This window comes from Sorangium sp. So ce295, assembly GCF_051527405.1.
GTDB lineage: Bacteria > Myxococcota_A > Polyangia > Polyangiales > Polyangiaceae > Sorangium > Sorangium cellulosum_B.
Genome location: NZ_CP150324.1, coordinates 13,280,195 through 13,295,031 on the forward strand (window position 1 = coordinate 13,280,195; position 14,837 = coordinate 13,295,031).

The following is a 14,837-nucleotide window of genomic DNA, read 5'->3' on the forward strand; positions in this document are numbered from 1 at the left end:
GCCTGCCCCGTTCAAGGAGCCGCCGTCATGTCGGAGATCTCGCTCATCGATCGCCTCGCGCCGCTCATCGACGAGCGCTGCGGGATCATCCGCCGTGTTCGGCGCTTCATTTTTCCCCCCGGCTTCGAGGGGCAGATGCACGGCTTCACCGCGTTCCTCGGCAGGCCCGCGGCGCTCCACCCGGGCCCGTCCCGCACGGGCTCGAAGCTCGGGTCGCTCACGGGCTCCGGCACGGCCGTCGACGAGACCACCGCCCAGATCCGGGCCGTCTGCGAGGCCCTGGAGCGCTACTGCGGCGTCATGTACCCGACCGAGGGGGTGCTGCGCGCGACGCCGCGCTCGCTCGGCGATCGCGCGCTCGACCCCGCGCGGCTGCCGCGCTGCTCTGCGCGCGAGCGGGCCCGCGCGCCCTCGGCCTTCCGCCTGCGCGAGCCCGATCCGGATCGCGACGAGCTCTGGGTGCGCGGCTTCTCGCTCACCCACGAGCGCCCGATCTGGGTGCCGCTCACGGCGACGTACATGGGGTTGCCGCTGCCGATCCGCGAGCACGCGCTCTTCCCGCTCTCGACGGGGTTCGCGGCGGGCGCGAGCTTCCGGCAGGCGATCCTCTCCGGCCTGTGCGAGGTGATCGAGCGCGACAGTCTCGCGCTGTTCTGGCTGCACCAGCTCCGGATGCCGCGCATCGCGCCCGGGAGCGCGCGGAGCCCGCTCGTCGCGGCGCTCCTCCGCAGCGCCGAGGCCGCGGGCACGGAGACGGCGCTGCTCGATCTCACGACCGACGTCGGCGTCCCCGTGATCGGCGCCGTGCAGACGTGCGCGCACGGCGCGCCGCACGCGATCGCGATGGCGGCCTGCCGCCCCGACGGCGAGGCCGCGGCGGCGCGCGTCCTCGAGGAGGTGGGGAGCCTGCGGGTGGCGCTGAGCGAGCCCGCGCCGCCGGTCACCCGGGCGTCGTTCTTCACCGACGCCGATCAGACACCCGAGTCGTTCGGGCGCCTCTACGCGGGACCGGACGGCCCCGCGCGGTTCGCGTTCGCCACGCGCGAGGCGCCGGTCGCGACCGCCTTCCCCCGCCCGATCGAGGGCGACGACCCGCTCGCGGCGATCGTCGCGCGGCTCGCGGCGCTCGGCATGGAGGTGGTCGCCGTCGACGTGACGATGCCCGAGGTCCGCGACTTCGGGATCGTCGTCGTGAAGGTGATCGTGCCCGAGCTCCTGCCCATCAGCTTCACCCACCACGCGCGGTACCTCGCGCACCCCCGCCTGTACGACGCGCCGGAGAGGCTCGGGTACGGCGCTCGCACAGAGGAGTCGATCACCGATGATCCGATCCCGTTCGCCTGAGGAGAGCCCGGCCTCGGAGCGCGCCGCCGGCGCGCCCGCGGTGCACGTCCTCCGTGACGGAGAGCTCGGCGCCCGCTGCGCGGAGCTCCTGACCGGCGCGGGGGCGCGGGTCACGACGTCGTCGCTGGGCACGGGCGCGCCGGAGGCGCTGCCCGACGCGGTGATCGTCCTCGCGACCGATCGCCCCCGGCCCGCGGCGGCGCTCGCGCTCGACGCGGCGGCGTTCGCGGCGCGCGTCGCCTGGACGTCGGGCACGCTGCTCGCGCACGAGCTCCGGATCGGGCCGTCGATCATCCCCGGCCGCACGCCGTGCTTCGCCTGCTTCTCGCGGCGCGTGCGCTCGGTCGCGCTGGACCTCGAGGCGCACGACGCCCTCGAGGCGCTCGGGGCCTCGGGCGACCCTGGCCCCTGGTTCCAGGGCGAGCTCGCGGCCGTCACCGAGCAGGCCGCGGCGCTGCTCGCCGCGGAGGCGCTCGCGCTCTCCAGGGAGCGCGGCGCGCCGGAGCCGCCCCGCGCCGGAGCCGCGCGCATGGGGCGCTTCTGGGAGTGCGACGTCACGTCGGGCGCGCTCCGCGCGCGGCGCTTCGCCCGGGTCGGGCTTTGCGGGCGGTGCGCCGCCGGCGAGCACGCGGCGGGGCGCGGGGCGTCGCTCGCGGGGTACTTCGCCGAGCACCCGCTCGCGATCGCCGGATCGTCCGGCGTGGGAGGTGACCGATGAGCCCGTCCGATGATGCCTACGAGGCCCGCGATCTCAGCCGCTTCGCCGAGCTTTACTGGGAGCTCCGCTGCCCGGAGCGCCCGCGCTTCGTCGAGGATCTCCTCCGCGTGACGCTCCCGGGCGGAGAGCTCCACGTCCTCGGCGGCGAGGCGCAGATCATCCAGGGGGCGTCGCTCCCGTGGGTGATGGAGAACCTCGTGCCGCTGCTCGACGGGACGCGCACCGTCGGCGACGTCGAGGCCGCGTTTCCGGGCGTGGTCGCCTCCGACCTGCGGGACGCGATCCACCTGATGCACATGCACGGCATGCTCGAGGAGGGCGAGGGCGCCGCGGCCGACGAGGCCGAGGAGCCGCGCCGGGCGCAGCGCGCGTTCTTCAGCAGGTACCTCCGCCGGACGGGGCGCAACCGCAGCCGGGGGGAAGCGCAGCGGGCGCTCGAAGGCGCGCGCGTGCGCGCCCTGGGGGACGGCGACGCGAAGCTCGCGGGGATGCTCGTGACGATGCTCCGCGAGGCGGGCGTCGCCGACGTCCGCCTCGCCGCGAGCGCCGGGGAGCTCGCGCAGGGCGAGGTCGATCTGGCCGTGGTGATCGGCGACCAGGAGGCGCTCGAGGCGGCGGCGCGCGCGTGCATCGCGGCGCGCGTCCCGATGCTCGCGGCGAACCCCGGCACGTGGACGATCGGGCCGCTCACGATGCCCGGGGCGTCCGCGTGCCCGGCGTGCGTCCGGCTCCAGATCGGCGCTGCCGCGGCGGATCCGGCGCTCGACGACGGCGCTCTTCGCGCGCTCTGGGGGCGCGCGCTCGTGAGCCGGGTCGCGCAGCACGTGATCTTCCACGCGAGCGGGCTGCTCGCGGTGGCCCCGCTGGAGCACGTCGAGGTGTGGCGGCCCGGCGCCGGCGAGACGGCGCTCCACCCCTTCATGACCAGGCTGCCCAGCTGTCCGCTCTGCGGCGGCGACGCGCCGCCGCGGACGGCGACGCTCCCGTCCGGCCACGCGGAGAGCCTGGCGCGGATGTTCCACAACACGACGGTCGTCCAGCCGTGGCACATCGGCCAGCACGCGGGGATGCAGGCGCACATCAGCCCGGAGGTGCGGAAGCTGCAGAGCACGCCGGCCGCGCCGTCGCCGCGGCGGTCTCCGGAGGGCGCCGGTGCGACGAACGCCACGCCGCTCGGCGCGGCGTTCGGCGCGCCGGTGGGGGCCGCGCTGTCGCGACGGCGCGACGCGACGGGCACGCTCGACGCGGGCGCGCTCGGCGCGCTGCTCGAGCTGAGCTTCGGCGGGCGCGTCGAGCGCCGCGCCGAGGGCGAGGCCCACGTGCGTCGCACCACCGCGTCGGCCGGGAACCTCGGCTCGGCGGAGGCGTACGTCGCCGTGGCCCGGGTCCCCGGGATCGCGGCGGGCGTCCACCGGTTCGAGCTCGCCGCGCGCGCGCTCACGCCGCTCCGCGCCGGCGTGGCCTCGGGCGCCCTCGCGCGCGCCGCGCTGGCGGGCGGGAGCGCCGAGCACGCCGCGGCCGTGGAGTCCGCGGGCGCCGTGATCGTCGTCGTCGGCTCGGTCGCGCGGGCGTGCTCCAAGTACTACGCGCGCGGGTACACCTACGCGCTGCTCGACGCCGGGTTGATGGCCCACCGCGTGGAGCTCCTCGCCCAGGAGCTCGGCCTCGCGGCGACGGCGGTCTGGACGTTCGACGACGAGGTCGTCGCGCGCGTTGTCGGCGTCGATGGCATCGATCTCGCACCGCATCTCCTCATCGCGCTCAGGGGCGCAGCCACGGAGGCCCGCGATGTCTCTCGCTGATCACAGGATCTCGTCCACGCTCGCCGCGGCGACCCAGCCCCTGCGGGGGGTCGCCGAGCTCGTCGTCGCGAGCCGCTACCCCGAGACGCGGCCGTCGCCGGAGCCGGCGCTCCCCGCGCCGTCGCCGCTGCCCGGGGACGCGGAGGGCGCCCTCTCGCTGCCCGCGCCGCGCGCGCTCGAGCCGGTCCAGCGCTCGCTCGCGTCGGTCATCGCCGCGCGGCGGAGCGGGAGGCTCTCGGCGGGGGCGATCGACGCGGCGACGCTCGGGACGCTGCTCGCGGTCGCCGCGGCGCGGCCGGCGGGGCTCGCGGACGCGACGCTCGATCCGCTGCTGTTTCCGGTGGTCTTCGACGTCGACGGTGTCCCGCCCGGCGCGCACCGGTACGACCGCGGCGAGCACCGCCTCGCGCCGATCGGCCCGGCGCCGCGCGCGTGGATGGCCGAGACCGCGATCCTGCAGCGCGAGCACGCCATGGGCGCGGCGGTGCTCTTCCTGGTGGTCCCGATCGGGCGGTGGCTCGTGGCGTTCGGCGATCGCGGCTACCGGGGCGCGGCGTTCGCGGCGGGGTGGCTCACCGACCGCCTGTACCTCGTCGCGGAGACGCTCGCGCTCACCTACACGGCGACCGGCGGCTTCGCCCCCGCGGTCGTCGACGAGGTCCTCGGGCTCGACGGCCGCGATCATACGGCGTTCTTCGCGTTCGCCGTCGGAGGGCCCCGCCAGCCGACGCCCCGAGAGGCGCCTCGCGCAGGGCAGCCGCGATGAGCCGCGGGCTCCAGATCGCGCCGTGGGGCGCGCTGCGCGTCGCCGGGATGCCGGCCGACGCGCTCGCCGGGCTCCGCCTTCGCGAGAGCCCCGCGATCGAACGCGAGCTCGCCGTGGCGGAGCTCGAGCTCGCGGCCGCGCGGGCGCACGCGGCGGCGCGCATGTTCGACGTCGTGCGCGGGTGCGAGGACGAGGCGCTGCGCCGCGCGGCGCTCGAGGTGAAGCGGCGGCTGTTCAACGGAAAGGCCGTGGCGGCCGGCGCGCTCGAGGGCGCGAGGACCGCGCCGCCGGAAGGGGCGCGCGCCGCGCTCGCGCTCGTCGACGCGCGCGCGGCCCGGTGCGCCGCGCTGGAGGAGCGCTACGAGGCGACGTTCGCCGCGGAGTGGATCGCCGCGTCGGAGCGCTTCCGGAAGACGCTCGGGAGCTCGCGCCTGCTTGGCGGGATCCTGCTCTCGAGCGCCGACCATTACACTACGGCGCAGAAGCTCGCGGAGATCCCGGGCGGCGCGCCGCTCACCTCGGCGCAGCAGATCCGCGAGGCCACGATCGCGCGTTACGTCTTCCGCGCCACGGCGCGCACGACGCCGTTCGCGGGGTTCGCGGGCGTCGCGCTGCTCGACCTCTCCGCGTCGCCCGAAGGCGTCTGCAGCGCGCCTCCCACGGCCGAGGAAGCGCGGTGGCGCAGCCTCCCGCAGCTCGCGCTCGCGCACGCCGGGGAGCTCGTCGCGCGCGCGATGTCCTCTCAGCCGGCGGCTCACGCCCACGCGCGCGCGCGCCTGCCGCTCCGGATGAACCCGCTCCGGCGCTTCGTGGCGGGCGCCGCGCCGTCGGTCGTGTTCTCGCGCGCCGGGTCGGGCGAGCTGATGTCGCTCGGGTGGACGCCCGCCGTCGCCCGTCTCGTCGAGGGCGCCGAGGGGCGCACGATCGAGGACGCCGCCCGGGCGCTCGCGTCGGACGACGCCGACGAGCGAGCGTGCCGCGACGTGCTCGAGCAGCTCGTCGAGGCGGGCATGCTCGAGCCGGCGAGCGTCCCGATGGGGCCGACCCCTGCGGGGCTGCGCGCCGCGGCAGACGCCCTGGGTGAGATGGGGTGCGCGGGCGCGCCGGATGAGCTCCGCTCGGTCGCGCGGCGCCTCGAGGACTACGCGACCGCCGGCGTCGAGACCCGCGCGCGCCTCGCCGTCGAGCTCGGCCGCGGCCCTGGGCGCTCGGCCTTGCTCGAGGATGTCATGGTGGACGGCGCCTCCGGCGCGGAGCTCCCTGTCCCACGCGGGGCCCTCGCCGAGGCGCTCGAGCCGGTCGTGCGCTTCGTGCGCGCGAGCGCCTGCGGGGCCGCGCACCGCCGGCTCTGCGCGGCGTTCATCGAGCGGTTCGGTCGTGACGGCGTGTGCGACGACGTCGGCGGCTTCGTGACCGAGATCCTCGAGGACCCGCGGCGCGTCGCGGTCATCCGCGGCGCGTCCGAGCCGATCCGCTGGATCGACGCGGAGCTCGGCCGCGTCGTCGCCGCGGCGACGGGCGACGTCGTGCGCCTCGATCCAGGCCTCTTCGAGGGGCTCGCCGCCCCGGACGCGCCGTCGTCGATGGCGCTCTTCCTCCAGATCGCGCCTCCCTGCCCGCGCGACGGCGGAGCGCCGCGCGTCGTGCTCAACGGCGCGCAGGCAGGGCGCGCGAAGTACCTGTCGCGCTACCTCGCGGACGCCGAGGGGCGCGCCCCCGAGGCCCTCGAGGCGATCCGCCGCCGCCTGGCGCAGCAGGACGGTCCGCTGCCCGTCGAGCTCTCGCCCACGCTCGGCCTCAACTTCCAGGTGCACCCGCGCCTCACGGCGTGGGCGCTCGAGCTCCCGTGGGAGCCGAGCGCGCCCGGCGACAAGGTCCTGCCGCTCCGCGATCTCTCCCTCCGCTTCGACGCGGCGGCGGTCGAGCTCCGGCTGCGATCGCGGCGCCTCGGCCGCGAGATCGAGCCGATCCACCTCGGCTTCCTGCGGGACGCCGCGCTGCCCGATCCGCACTTCCTGCTCCGCGCGCTCTCGCCGCGGCTCCGCGACGACACGGTGGCGGAGCGCGCGGACCTCTACAACGTGCTCGATCGCCTCGATCTGGCCCGGGGCGTCGCGCTGGCCCCGCGGCGCCCGCGCCTCACGGTCGGTCGCGTCGTGGTGGAGCGCGCGCGGTGGGCGATCCCGGTGAGCGCGATCCCGCGCAAGGAGCCGAAGCAGCCGTATGCGTCGTACTTCCGCGCGATCGCGCGCCTGCGGCGCGAGCTCGATCTCCCGAGCCGGGGGTTCGCCCGGTACGTCGGGCGGGAGGTGGCCGGCTACGGCTTCACCGAGACGAACATGTACGTCGACTGGGAGAGCCCGTTCACGCTGATCGGGCTGGCTCGCCTGCTCGGCGGTCCCGGCGACGGGTACCTCGTCTTCACCGAGCTCCTGCCCGAGCCCGAGGCGTCGTGGCTGCGCCTCGACGGGAGGCCGCACGCGGCGGAGCTGCTTGTCGAGATCGACGGCGAGAGGAGCGCGCGATGAGCTGGATCTACCGGAAGCTGTTCCACGATCGGGGCCTCGAGGGCGAGGGGACCGACGCGCTCCTCCTCGGGCTCATCGATCCGCTCGTGTCCGAGCTCGAGCAGCGCGGCGCGATCGATCGCTTCTTCTTCCTCCGGTACGCCGAGGGAGGCGACCACCTGCGGCTGCGCGTGCGCGTGGCGCCCGGGCACGACCCCGTCGACGTGGCGGCGCGCGTGGACGCCGCGGCGGCGTGCTGCGCCGCCGTGTCGCGCGCGGAGGCCGCCGCGTACGAGCCGGAGCTCGAGAAGCACGGAGGGCCCGCGGGGATGGAGATCGCGGAGCGGCAGTTCTTCGCGTCGAGCAGGTTCGCGCTTGGCTGCATCCGGAAGACGGCGGGGCGACCGCGGGCGCGCGCCCTCGTCGCGGCCTGCGCGCTCGACGCGCTGCTCGCGCGCGCGGGCATCGCGGGCGACGCGCGGCGGTCGTTCCTCGCGGGGTACGCGCGGCACTGGCGCACGTTCGCCCGCGCGATCTCGGGCATGGAGCTCATCGGCGCAGCGCCGGACGCCGAGTCGATCGCGCTGGTGCGCGCGCTCGTGCGGGGAGAGGGGCTCGCCGCGCTCGGCGAGCTCGTCGACGGCGAGCGCGCGCTCCTCACCGCGTTCGACGCAGACCTGCCCGAGCTCGCCGAGGCGTCGCGGCGTGGAGCGCTCGGCGTGCCGCTGGCGACCGTCGTGACCAACCTCGCCCACACGTTCCACAACCGCCTCGGGCTCACGCTCGCCTTCGAGGTGTGGGTGGCCGACGCGCTCGCCGAGGCAGGCGCCCCGCGCGAGCCGCCGCGGGCTCGCCCGCCGGGCGCCTCGCCGGGCGAGGCGTGGCAGCGCCTCGCCCGCGCGGCCGAGCAGCGCCGGCCCGTCACCGCGCTCCTCGACCCTGGCGAAAACGCCGCGCTCGACGCGCTCCGCGACGCAGCCCGTCGCGACGGCCTCCGGTTCATCGCGCCCGCCGCGCCCGCCGGCGGGATGTCCGCGCCCTTCGCGCTGCTGCGCGCCCTCGCGGACGCCCACCCGGCGGGCGGCGCGCTCCTCGCTGCCCTCGGCCGCATCGAGGCCGCGCACGACGCGCCGGAGTGTCCGCTGCCGCCCGACCCGGCTTCCGTGGCCGAGGCGCTCCGCGCCTTCCTCGCGGAGCACACGCTCGAGCCCACGGTGCTCGTCCTCCGCGACGTCGACGGCGCCGACGCCGACACGCAGCACGCCGTCGCGTTCCTCGCGCGCGCCCTGGAGACGGAGCCGCTCGCCCTCGTCATCACCGCGAGCGGGCGCCCGAGCCCCGGGTGGGCCGCGATCGTGGCCGAGATCGAGGAGGGGCCGGGGCTCCTCCGCGTCGCGGCCGCGCCCGCGCCCGAAGGCGAAGCGGCCGCCCCCGCCGTGACGCCGGGGCCCGCGATGGTCGCGCGGGGCGAAGCGTTCTGCCGCGCCGGCGCGCTGCACGAGGCCGCCGCGATCCTCGGCGACGCCCTGGCGTCGCCCGGCCTCTCGCCCGAGGCGCGGGCCGACGCGCTCGTGGCGCTCGCGAGGACGATGCTCCGCATGTCGCGCCCCGCCCTCGCGCGGCAGGCGGCGGAGGCGGCGCTCCGCCTCGGCCTCCCGGAGCGCCGCCGCGCGCTCGCGCGGCGCGTCCTCCTCGCCGCGCTCCACAACCTGGGTGAGACCGCCGCGCTCGACGCGCTCCGGGACGAGGTCGCCCCGCAGCGCTTCGCGCCCGGCGCGTCCGCCGCGGAGCGCTGCTGGGCGGAGCTCGACGCCGCGCTCGCGTGCGCGACCGACGAGCGCCGCGCCGAGCACGAGGCGCGGCTCGACGCCCTGCTCGCCGCGCCGCGCGGCGACGCGCCGCCGCAGTGCCTCGCCGCCGCGCACGCGTGGCGCGGCGCCGCGCACGCGGCCAGCGGCGAGCACGAGCGCGGCCTCGCGCACCAGCGCCGGGCGCTCGCCTTCGCCGAGCAGCTCGCCGATTTCCGCCGCGCCCTCATGGTGCGCGTGCGCCTCGCGAGCAGCGTCGCGGCCGCGGGCGAGCTCGCCGAGGCGGCGGCGCTCTTCGAGATCGCGGCCTGTCACGCGGCGTGGATCGGCCTCTTCGACCTCGCGTCGCTCGCCGCGCAGAACGCGATCTCGCTCGGCCTCGCGCGCCGCGACGCGGCCCCGGTCCGCGCGTGGCTCGACGGCGCGCGGCCGGCGCGCGCCCGCGTGTGGCGCTCGCCCTACGGCGAGCTCGCCGTGCTCTACGCGCGCGCCGAGTCGGCCCTCGCGCGGGGGGAGGCCGGGGCGGCGGGGGCGCACCTCGATCGCCTGCGCGCGCGCCTCGCCGCGCTCGGGGGGGCCGCCCCGCGGAGCGCGCCCCTGCTCGCGCTCGCCGCGGCGCACCTCGAGGCCGACGTCGCCGCCTCCGCGGGGGACGACGCCGGCAGGGCGGCCGCGCTCGCGCGCGCCGCGGAGCTCACCGCGGGCGTCCCGCCGGAGGAGCGGCGGCTCGTCACGGCCATCGCCCGGGCGCGGCGCGACGCCTGCCGCGGCGACGGCCGCCGCGACAGGCCGGTGGTCCTCGGTTTGCAAAGCACCTGAACGAGAACGAACTCGAGCCGCGCCCGCCATCGGCGCAGAGCGAAGGAGAAGCATCGTGGAGACTCAGACCAAGCTTCCGCCCATGCCGGGGCTCTCGGGCCCCGAGAAGAAGCGCTTCATGAACGGCACCCACCGCGCGGCCTCGCCCGAGGAGACCCTGGATCGGATCAAGGGCTTCATGCCGGCGATGGGGATCACGCGGATCGCCAACGTCACGGGGCTCGACGCGATCGGGATACCGGTCGTCGTCGTCTGCCGCCCGAACTCGCGCTCTCTCTCGGTCAGCCAGGGAAAGGGGCTGACGCTCGCGGCGGCGAAGGTCTCGGGGCTGATGGAGTCGATCGAGGCCTATCACGGCGAGAACATCGTCCGGCCGCTGCTCCTCGGCTCCTCGCGCGAGCTCCGGCGCTCCCACGCGATAGCCGACGTCTCCGCGCTGCCGCGGACATCGAGCGTGCCGCTCGACGAGGACACCCCGCTCCTGTGGGCCGAGGGCTACGACCTCATGCGCGGCGCCCCGGTGTGGGTCCCCTACGAGCTCGTGCACGTCAACGCCACCGCCACGGGCCGCGTCAACCCGGGTATCTTCTGCTGCTCGACCAACGGGCTCTCGTCGGGGAACGGGATCCTCGAGGCGGTGAGCTACGGTATCTGCGAGGTGGTCGAGCGCGACGCCACGGCCGTGTGGGGGGCGCTCACCGACGAGGAGCGGGACGCGAGGCGGCTCGATCTCGACAGCATCGATGATCCCGGCTGCCGCGAGGTGCTCGCGCGATTCTCTGCCGCCGGGATCGCCGTCGGCGCGTGGGAGACCACCTCCGACGTCGGTATCCCCTCGTACGAGTGTCTGATCGCCGAGCGGACGGAGGACGCCGTCCGGGCGCTCCACGGCTCCGGCGGGCAAGGCTGCCACCCGTCGCGCGCCGTCGCGCTGCTGCGCGCCCTCACCGAGGCCGCGCAGACCCGGCTCACGGTCATCTCGGGCGCGCGCGACGATCTCCTCCGGACCGAGTACGACCGCCACCGGAGCCCCGATCAGGTCCGGCACCTCCGCCGGCTGCTGACGGCGCGCGGAGAGCGCCCGTTCTCCGCGGGCCCGACGTTCGCGGGCGAGACGTTCGAGGACGACGTCGCCTGGCAGCTCGAGCGGCTGCGCGCGGTGGGGATCGACAGCGTCGTCGCCTTCGATCTCACGAAGCCGGAGTTCGGCATCCCCGTCGTCAAGATCGTGATTCCCGGGCTCGAGGGGATCCACTCGTTCCCCAACTACATCCCTGGCCGCCGGTTCCGCCGCGCGCTCGAGCGCCGGAGCGGGAGCGCGGCGAGCCTGAAGGAGATCGTATGAGCATCATCGTCTTTGTCGGTCCGACCCTCTCGCTCGAGGCCGCGCGGGCGGAGCTCGACGCCACCTATCTGCCGCCGGTCTCGCAGGGCGACGTCTACCGGGCATGCGCGAAGCGCCCGAGCGCCATCGCGATCATCGACGGCTACTTCGAGCGGGTCCCGGCGGTCTGGCACAAGGAGATCCTCTTCGCGATGGCGCAGGGCATCCACGTCTTCGGGAGCTCCAGCATGGGGGCGCTGCGCGCCGCCGAGCTCTCGGCCTTCGGCATGGAAGGCGTGGGCGCCATCTTCGAGGCGTACCGCGACGGCCTCCTCGAGGACGACGACGAGGTGGCCGTCGTCCACGGCCCCGCGGACAGCGGCTTTCGCGCCGGATCCGAGGCGATGGTCAATATCCGCAGGACGTTCGACGCCGCGGCGGCCGCGGGCGTGGTCACCGCCGCCACGCGCGACGCGCTCACGGCGGTCGCAAAGTCTCTTTACTATCCCGACCGCGTCTATCCCGTGATCCTCGAGGCCGCGTCCCGCCACGGCGTCCCGCAAAGCGAGCTCACGTCGCTGCGCGACTTCCTGCCGAAGGGGCGCGTCAACCAGAAGCGCGACGACGCGATCGCGCTGCTCCGGCACCTCCGCGCGCGCGCCGAGGCGGGCTTCTCGCTGAAGACCGTCACGTACAGGTTCGAGGTCACCGAGTTCTGGTGCCGCGCCGAGCAGGCGGCCGGCGAGATGGTCGCCGCGGAGCGCCCGAGCGCCGGCGACCCGTCGCCGTATGAGACAGTCGCCCTCGACAGCATCCTGGACGAGCTCCGCCTCGACGCGGCGGCTTACGGCCGGGCGAAGCGCGGCGCCATGCTCCGGTACCTCGCGCTGCAGGAGGCCGAGCGGCGCGGGCTCACCGTGGACAACGCCGCGCTGGAGCGGGCGTCCGACGCCTTCCGCCGCGAGCGGCGGCTCTATGAGCCGGACGACGTGAAGGCGTGGATGGGTCGGTTCAGCGTCGGCTGGGGCGAGCTGACGCGGCTGCTCCGCGCCGAGGCGCTCATCGGCTGGGTCGAGAAGGCGGTCGACGAGGTCGCGCAAGGCCACGTCCGCGACCACCTCTCGGTCTCCGGCGAGTACGCGGAGCTGCTCTCCCGGGCCCGCGACAAGCAGCAGCGCCTCGCCGAGCTCGGCCTGTCGAACCCCGCCTTCTCCGACGCCGGGATGGTCGAAGGCGACCTGATCCGGTGGTATTTCGAGCGATGCCTTGGCACGCCCGTGCCGCCCGATCCGGCGGGCGCGCTGCGCTCCGCCGGCTTCGCCGACGCGGACGAGTTCAAGCGCGTGGCGCTGCGCGAGGTGTGTTATCGCCGCGCCGCGAGCGCCTCGGCGCCGGAGCGCCGATGACGCCCGCGATCTCGCTCCGCGGGGCGACGAAGGTCTTCGCGTCGCGCCGGGCCGTCGACGCCGTGTCGTTCGAGGTGCGGCGCGGCGGCGCCACCGCCCTCCTCGGCCGGAACGGCGCCGGGAAGACGACGACGATGCGCCTCGTGACAGGCATCCTCCTCCCCGACGAGGGCGCGGTCGAGGTGCTCGGGGGCAGGAGCGACAGCGTCGCGATCCGCGATCGCGTCGGCTACCTCCCGGAGGAGCGAGGCCTGTACAAGCAGATGCCGGTCGCCGAGCACCTGGCCTTCCTCGGCGAGCTCAAGGGCGTCCGCCCGCGCCGCGCGCGCGAGAGCGCCGCGCGGCTCCTCCGGTCGCTCGAGCTCGAGCACGTCGCGCGCGCGAGGATCGAGACGCTGTCGAAGGGCAACCAGCAGAAGGTGCAGCTCTGCGGCGCGCTCGTCCACGACCCGGAGATCCTCGTCCTCGACGAGCCGATGTCGGGCCTCGATCCCGTCAACGCCGTGCTCGTGAAGCGGCTCTTCGGGGAGCTCCGCGCCGCCGGAAAGACCCTGTTGCTCTCGACCCACGTCATGCCGCTCGCCGAGAGCCTGGCCGACCACGTGGTCGTCGTCGATCGGGGGCGCGTCGTCCTTTCGGGGCCCGTCGGCGAGGTGAAGGCGTCCTTCGCCGGCAACACAGCGCGGATCGAGTTCGACGGCGACGGGACCTTCCTGCTCGGCGTCGACGGCGTGGTGAGCGCGCGGATCGAGCCCGGCGCGGCGGAGCTCGTGCTGCGCGACGCCGGCGACGCGCAGCGGGCGCTCTCGGCCGCGCTCTCGCGCCTCCAGGTGCGGCGGTTCGAGGTCTCGTCGCCGTCGCTCGGCGAGATCTTCTCTCGCGTCGTCGGCGAGGGCGCCCCGCCGCCGCTCGCCCACAGGGCGCGCGCGGGTCGCGAAGCGGCGCTGGAGGCGTCATGAGCCGCGTCCTCGTCGTGCTGAAGCGTGAGTACGTCGCCTCGGTGAAGACCGCGTCCTTCGCCCTCACGACGCTCCTCCTGCCGGTCCTCTTCGCGGCGGTGGGCCTGCTCCCTGCGCTCCTCGTCGCCGTCGGCGACGGAGATCGCTCGGTCGTCGTGGTCGACGGGACAGGCCGCCTCCGCGGTGTCGTGGAGGCCGCCTCCGCGAGCCTGGCCGAGGAGGCGTCGGCGCGGTCCAGCGCGAGGTCGCTCGGCGCCGCGATGGGCAGCGCTGTGCTCCCGAGGGCCGCCCGGCTGCGGCTCACCTACGTGGCCCCCGGGGACGCCGCCGCCACGAGCGCGACCGTCGCGGCGCTGCTCGACGACGCGAGGGCGGGCGTCGAGACGGGAGGGCACGGCGTGGACGGCGTGGTGGTGCTCCCGCCCGCGATGCTCGAGGACCCCGGCGCGCGGGGCGCGCTGTACGCGAAGGGGGCTGACCTCGATGCCGTCGAGCACGCCGCGGCGGTGGTGGCGCGCGGCGTCGCCGTGGCGCGGTGGACGGCGCGCGGCCGCGACGCCGCCGAGATCGAGGGCCTCCTGTCGCCCCCTGCGTTCGACTCGGCGCCTCTCTCCTCGAGCGGCCCCGGGGGCCCCGGCGGCGACCTCGACCTGCTCGTCGCCTTCGGCTTCGGCGGCCTGCTCTTCGTCGCGATCCTCTTGAATGGTCGCGAGATCTTGCGCCGCATCGTGCAGGAGAAGTCGGACCGGATCATGGAGATCCTCCTCTCGTCGGTGACCCCGTTCGAGCTCCTGTCCGGGAGGATCCTCGGCCTCGCCGCCGCCGGCCTCACGCAGATCGTCGTGTGGCTCGGGATGGCGGCTGTCGCGGGCGTCGCGATAGGCGCGCTGGGAGGGCCGCGCCTCATCGACGCCGAGACCCTGCTTCGCCCCATGGTCGCCGTCTACTTCGTCGTGTTCTTCGTCCTTGGATACCTCGTGAACGTGGCTGTCTATGCCGTCGGGGGCGCGGCCGCGAGCTCCGAGAAGGCCGCGCAGCAGCTGATGAGCCCGATCTCGATGGCGCTCTCCGCGCCGCCGTTCTTCCTCGTGGTCATCGCCGGTCACCCCGGCTCGACGCTCGCCGTCGTGCTCTCGATGATCCCGATCTACGCCCCGATGGTGATGTTCGTCCGGGTCCTCGTCTCCGAGCCGCCGCTCTGGCAGATCCTCGTCGCCATCGGCGGCACCGGCGCGACCGTGCTGCTCTTCATCTGGGTGGCTGCAAGGATCTTCCGGATAGGCGTCCTCTCCCATGGATCGACGCCGACCCTCCGCGAGCTCTGGCGCTGGGCCCGCGCCGGGTGACGCGGGCCGACGGCGCGATCGGCTGTCCGGAAGCGCGG

Annotated in this window: 10 protein-coding genes; all 10 read left to right on the plus strand. The window is 75.8% G+C overall.

Annotated features, from left to right (window positions below):
* Positions 1-27 precede the first annotated feature (27 nt).
* Genes WMF11_RS50215 through WMF11_RS50260 form a run of 10 tightly spaced genes read left to right on the plus strand, consistent with a single transcriptional unit; the run spans position 28 to position 14,799 of the window.
* A complete protein-coding gene (locus WMF11_RS50215; RefSeq protein WP_437975820.1) occupies positions 28-1,344 on the plus strand; it encodes a YcaO-like family protein in 1,317 nt (438 codons plus the stop codon).
* On the plus strand, positions 1,322-2,062 hold the full coding sequence (locus tag WMF11_RS50220) for a hypothetical protein (RefSeq protein WP_437975821.1): 741 nt from the start codon (positions 1,322-1,324) through the stop codon (positions 2,060-2,062). The genes WMF11_RS50215 and WMF11_RS50220 overlap by 23 nt, the downstream gene beginning before the upstream one ends.
* Entirely contained in the window at positions 2,059-3,864 is a 1,806-nt protein-coding gene (locus WMF11_RS50225; protein WP_437975822.1) for a SagB family peptide dehydrogenase, read from the plus strand. The genes WMF11_RS50220 and WMF11_RS50225 overlap by 4 nt, the downstream gene beginning before the upstream one ends.
* On the plus strand, positions 3,851-4,630 hold the full coding sequence (locus tag WMF11_RS50230) for a hypothetical protein (protein WP_437975823.1): 780 nt from the start codon (positions 3,851-3,853) through the stop codon (positions 4,628-4,630). Before WMF11_RS50225 ends, WMF11_RS50230 begins: the two co-directional genes overlap by 14 nt.
* Positions 4,627-7,158, plus strand: coding sequence for a lantibiotic dehydratase (locus tag WMF11_RS50235; protein WP_437975824.1), 2,532 nt, complete (start codon positions 4,627-4,629; stop codon positions 7,156-7,158). Before WMF11_RS50230 ends, WMF11_RS50235 begins: the two co-directional genes overlap by 4 nt.
* Entirely contained in the window at positions 7,155-9,764 is a 2,610-nt protein-coding gene (locus tag WMF11_RS50240) for a thiopeptide-type bacteriocin biosynthesis protein (protein ID WP_437975825.1), read from the plus strand. The genes WMF11_RS50235 and WMF11_RS50240 overlap by 4 nt, the downstream gene beginning before the upstream one ends.
* A gap of 55 nt (positions 9,765-9,819) precedes the next feature.
* Complete coding sequence (locus WMF11_RS50245; RefSeq protein ID WP_437906134.1) at positions 9,820-11,109, plus strand: YcaO-like family protein; 1,290 nt, start codon at positions 9,820-9,822, stop codon at positions 11,107-11,109.
* A complete protein-coding gene (locus WMF11_RS50250; RefSeq protein WP_437975826.1) occupies positions 11,106-12,494 on the plus strand; it encodes a TfuA-like protein in 1,389 nt (462 codons plus the stop codon). Before WMF11_RS50245 ends, WMF11_RS50250 begins: the two co-directional genes overlap by 4 nt.
* Positions 12,491-13,453, plus strand: a complete 963-nt coding sequence (locus WMF11_RS50255) for an ABC transporter ATP-binding protein (protein ID WP_437547984.1) — start codon at positions 12,491-12,493, stop codon at positions 13,451-13,453. The genes WMF11_RS50250 and WMF11_RS50255 overlap by 4 nt, the downstream gene beginning before the upstream one ends.
* Positions 13,450-14,799 carry an ABC transporter permease gene (locus tag WMF11_RS50260; protein WP_437975827.1) on the plus strand — a complete coding sequence of 450 codons (1,350 nt, stop codon included), beginning with the start codon at positions 13,450-13,452 and terminating at the stop codon, positions 14,797-14,799. The genes WMF11_RS50255 and WMF11_RS50260 overlap by 4 nt, the downstream gene beginning before the upstream one ends.
* Positions 14,800-14,837: the final 38 nt, after the last annotated feature.

What these genes read in the sequence shown, in the direction of transcription:
- WMF11_RS50215 (WP_437975820.1), top strand. Translation starts at nt 28, where the DNA reads ATGTCGGAGATCTCGCTCATCGATCGCCTCGCGCCGCTCATCGACGAG.
- WMF11_RS50220 (WP_437975821.1), top strand. Translation starts at nt 1,322, where the DNA reads ATGATCCGATCCCGTTCGCCTGAGGAGAGCCCGGCCTCGGAGCGCGCC.
- WMF11_RS50225 (WP_437975822.1), top strand. Translation starts at nt 2,059, where the DNA reads ATGAGCCCGTCCGATGATGCCTACGAGGCCCGCGATCTCAGCCGCTTC.
- WMF11_RS50230 (WP_437975823.1), top strand. Translation starts at nt 3,851, where the DNA reads ATGTCTCTCGCTGATCACAGGATCTCGTCCACGCTCGCCGCGGCGACC.
- WMF11_RS50235 (WP_437975824.1), top strand. Translation starts at nt 4,627, where the DNA reads ATGAGCCGCGGGCTCCAGATCGCGCCGTGGGGCGCGCTGCGCGTCGCC.
- WMF11_RS50240 (WP_437975825.1), top strand. Translation starts at nt 7,155, where the DNA reads ATGAGCTGGATCTACCGGAAGCTGTTCCACGATCGGGGCCTCGAGGGC.
- WMF11_RS50250 (WP_437975826.1), top strand. Translation starts at nt 11,106, where the DNA reads ATGAGCATCATCGTCTTTGTCGGTCCGACCCTCTCGCTCGAGGCCGCG.
- WMF11_RS50255 (WP_437547984.1), top strand. Translation starts at nt 12,491, where the DNA reads ATGACGCCCGCGATCTCGCTCCGCGGGGCGACGAAGGTCTTCGCGTCG.
- WMF11_RS50260 (WP_437975827.1), top strand. Translation starts at nt 13,450, where the DNA reads ATGAGCCGCGTCCTCGTCGTGCTGAAGCGTGAGTACGTCGCCTCGGTG.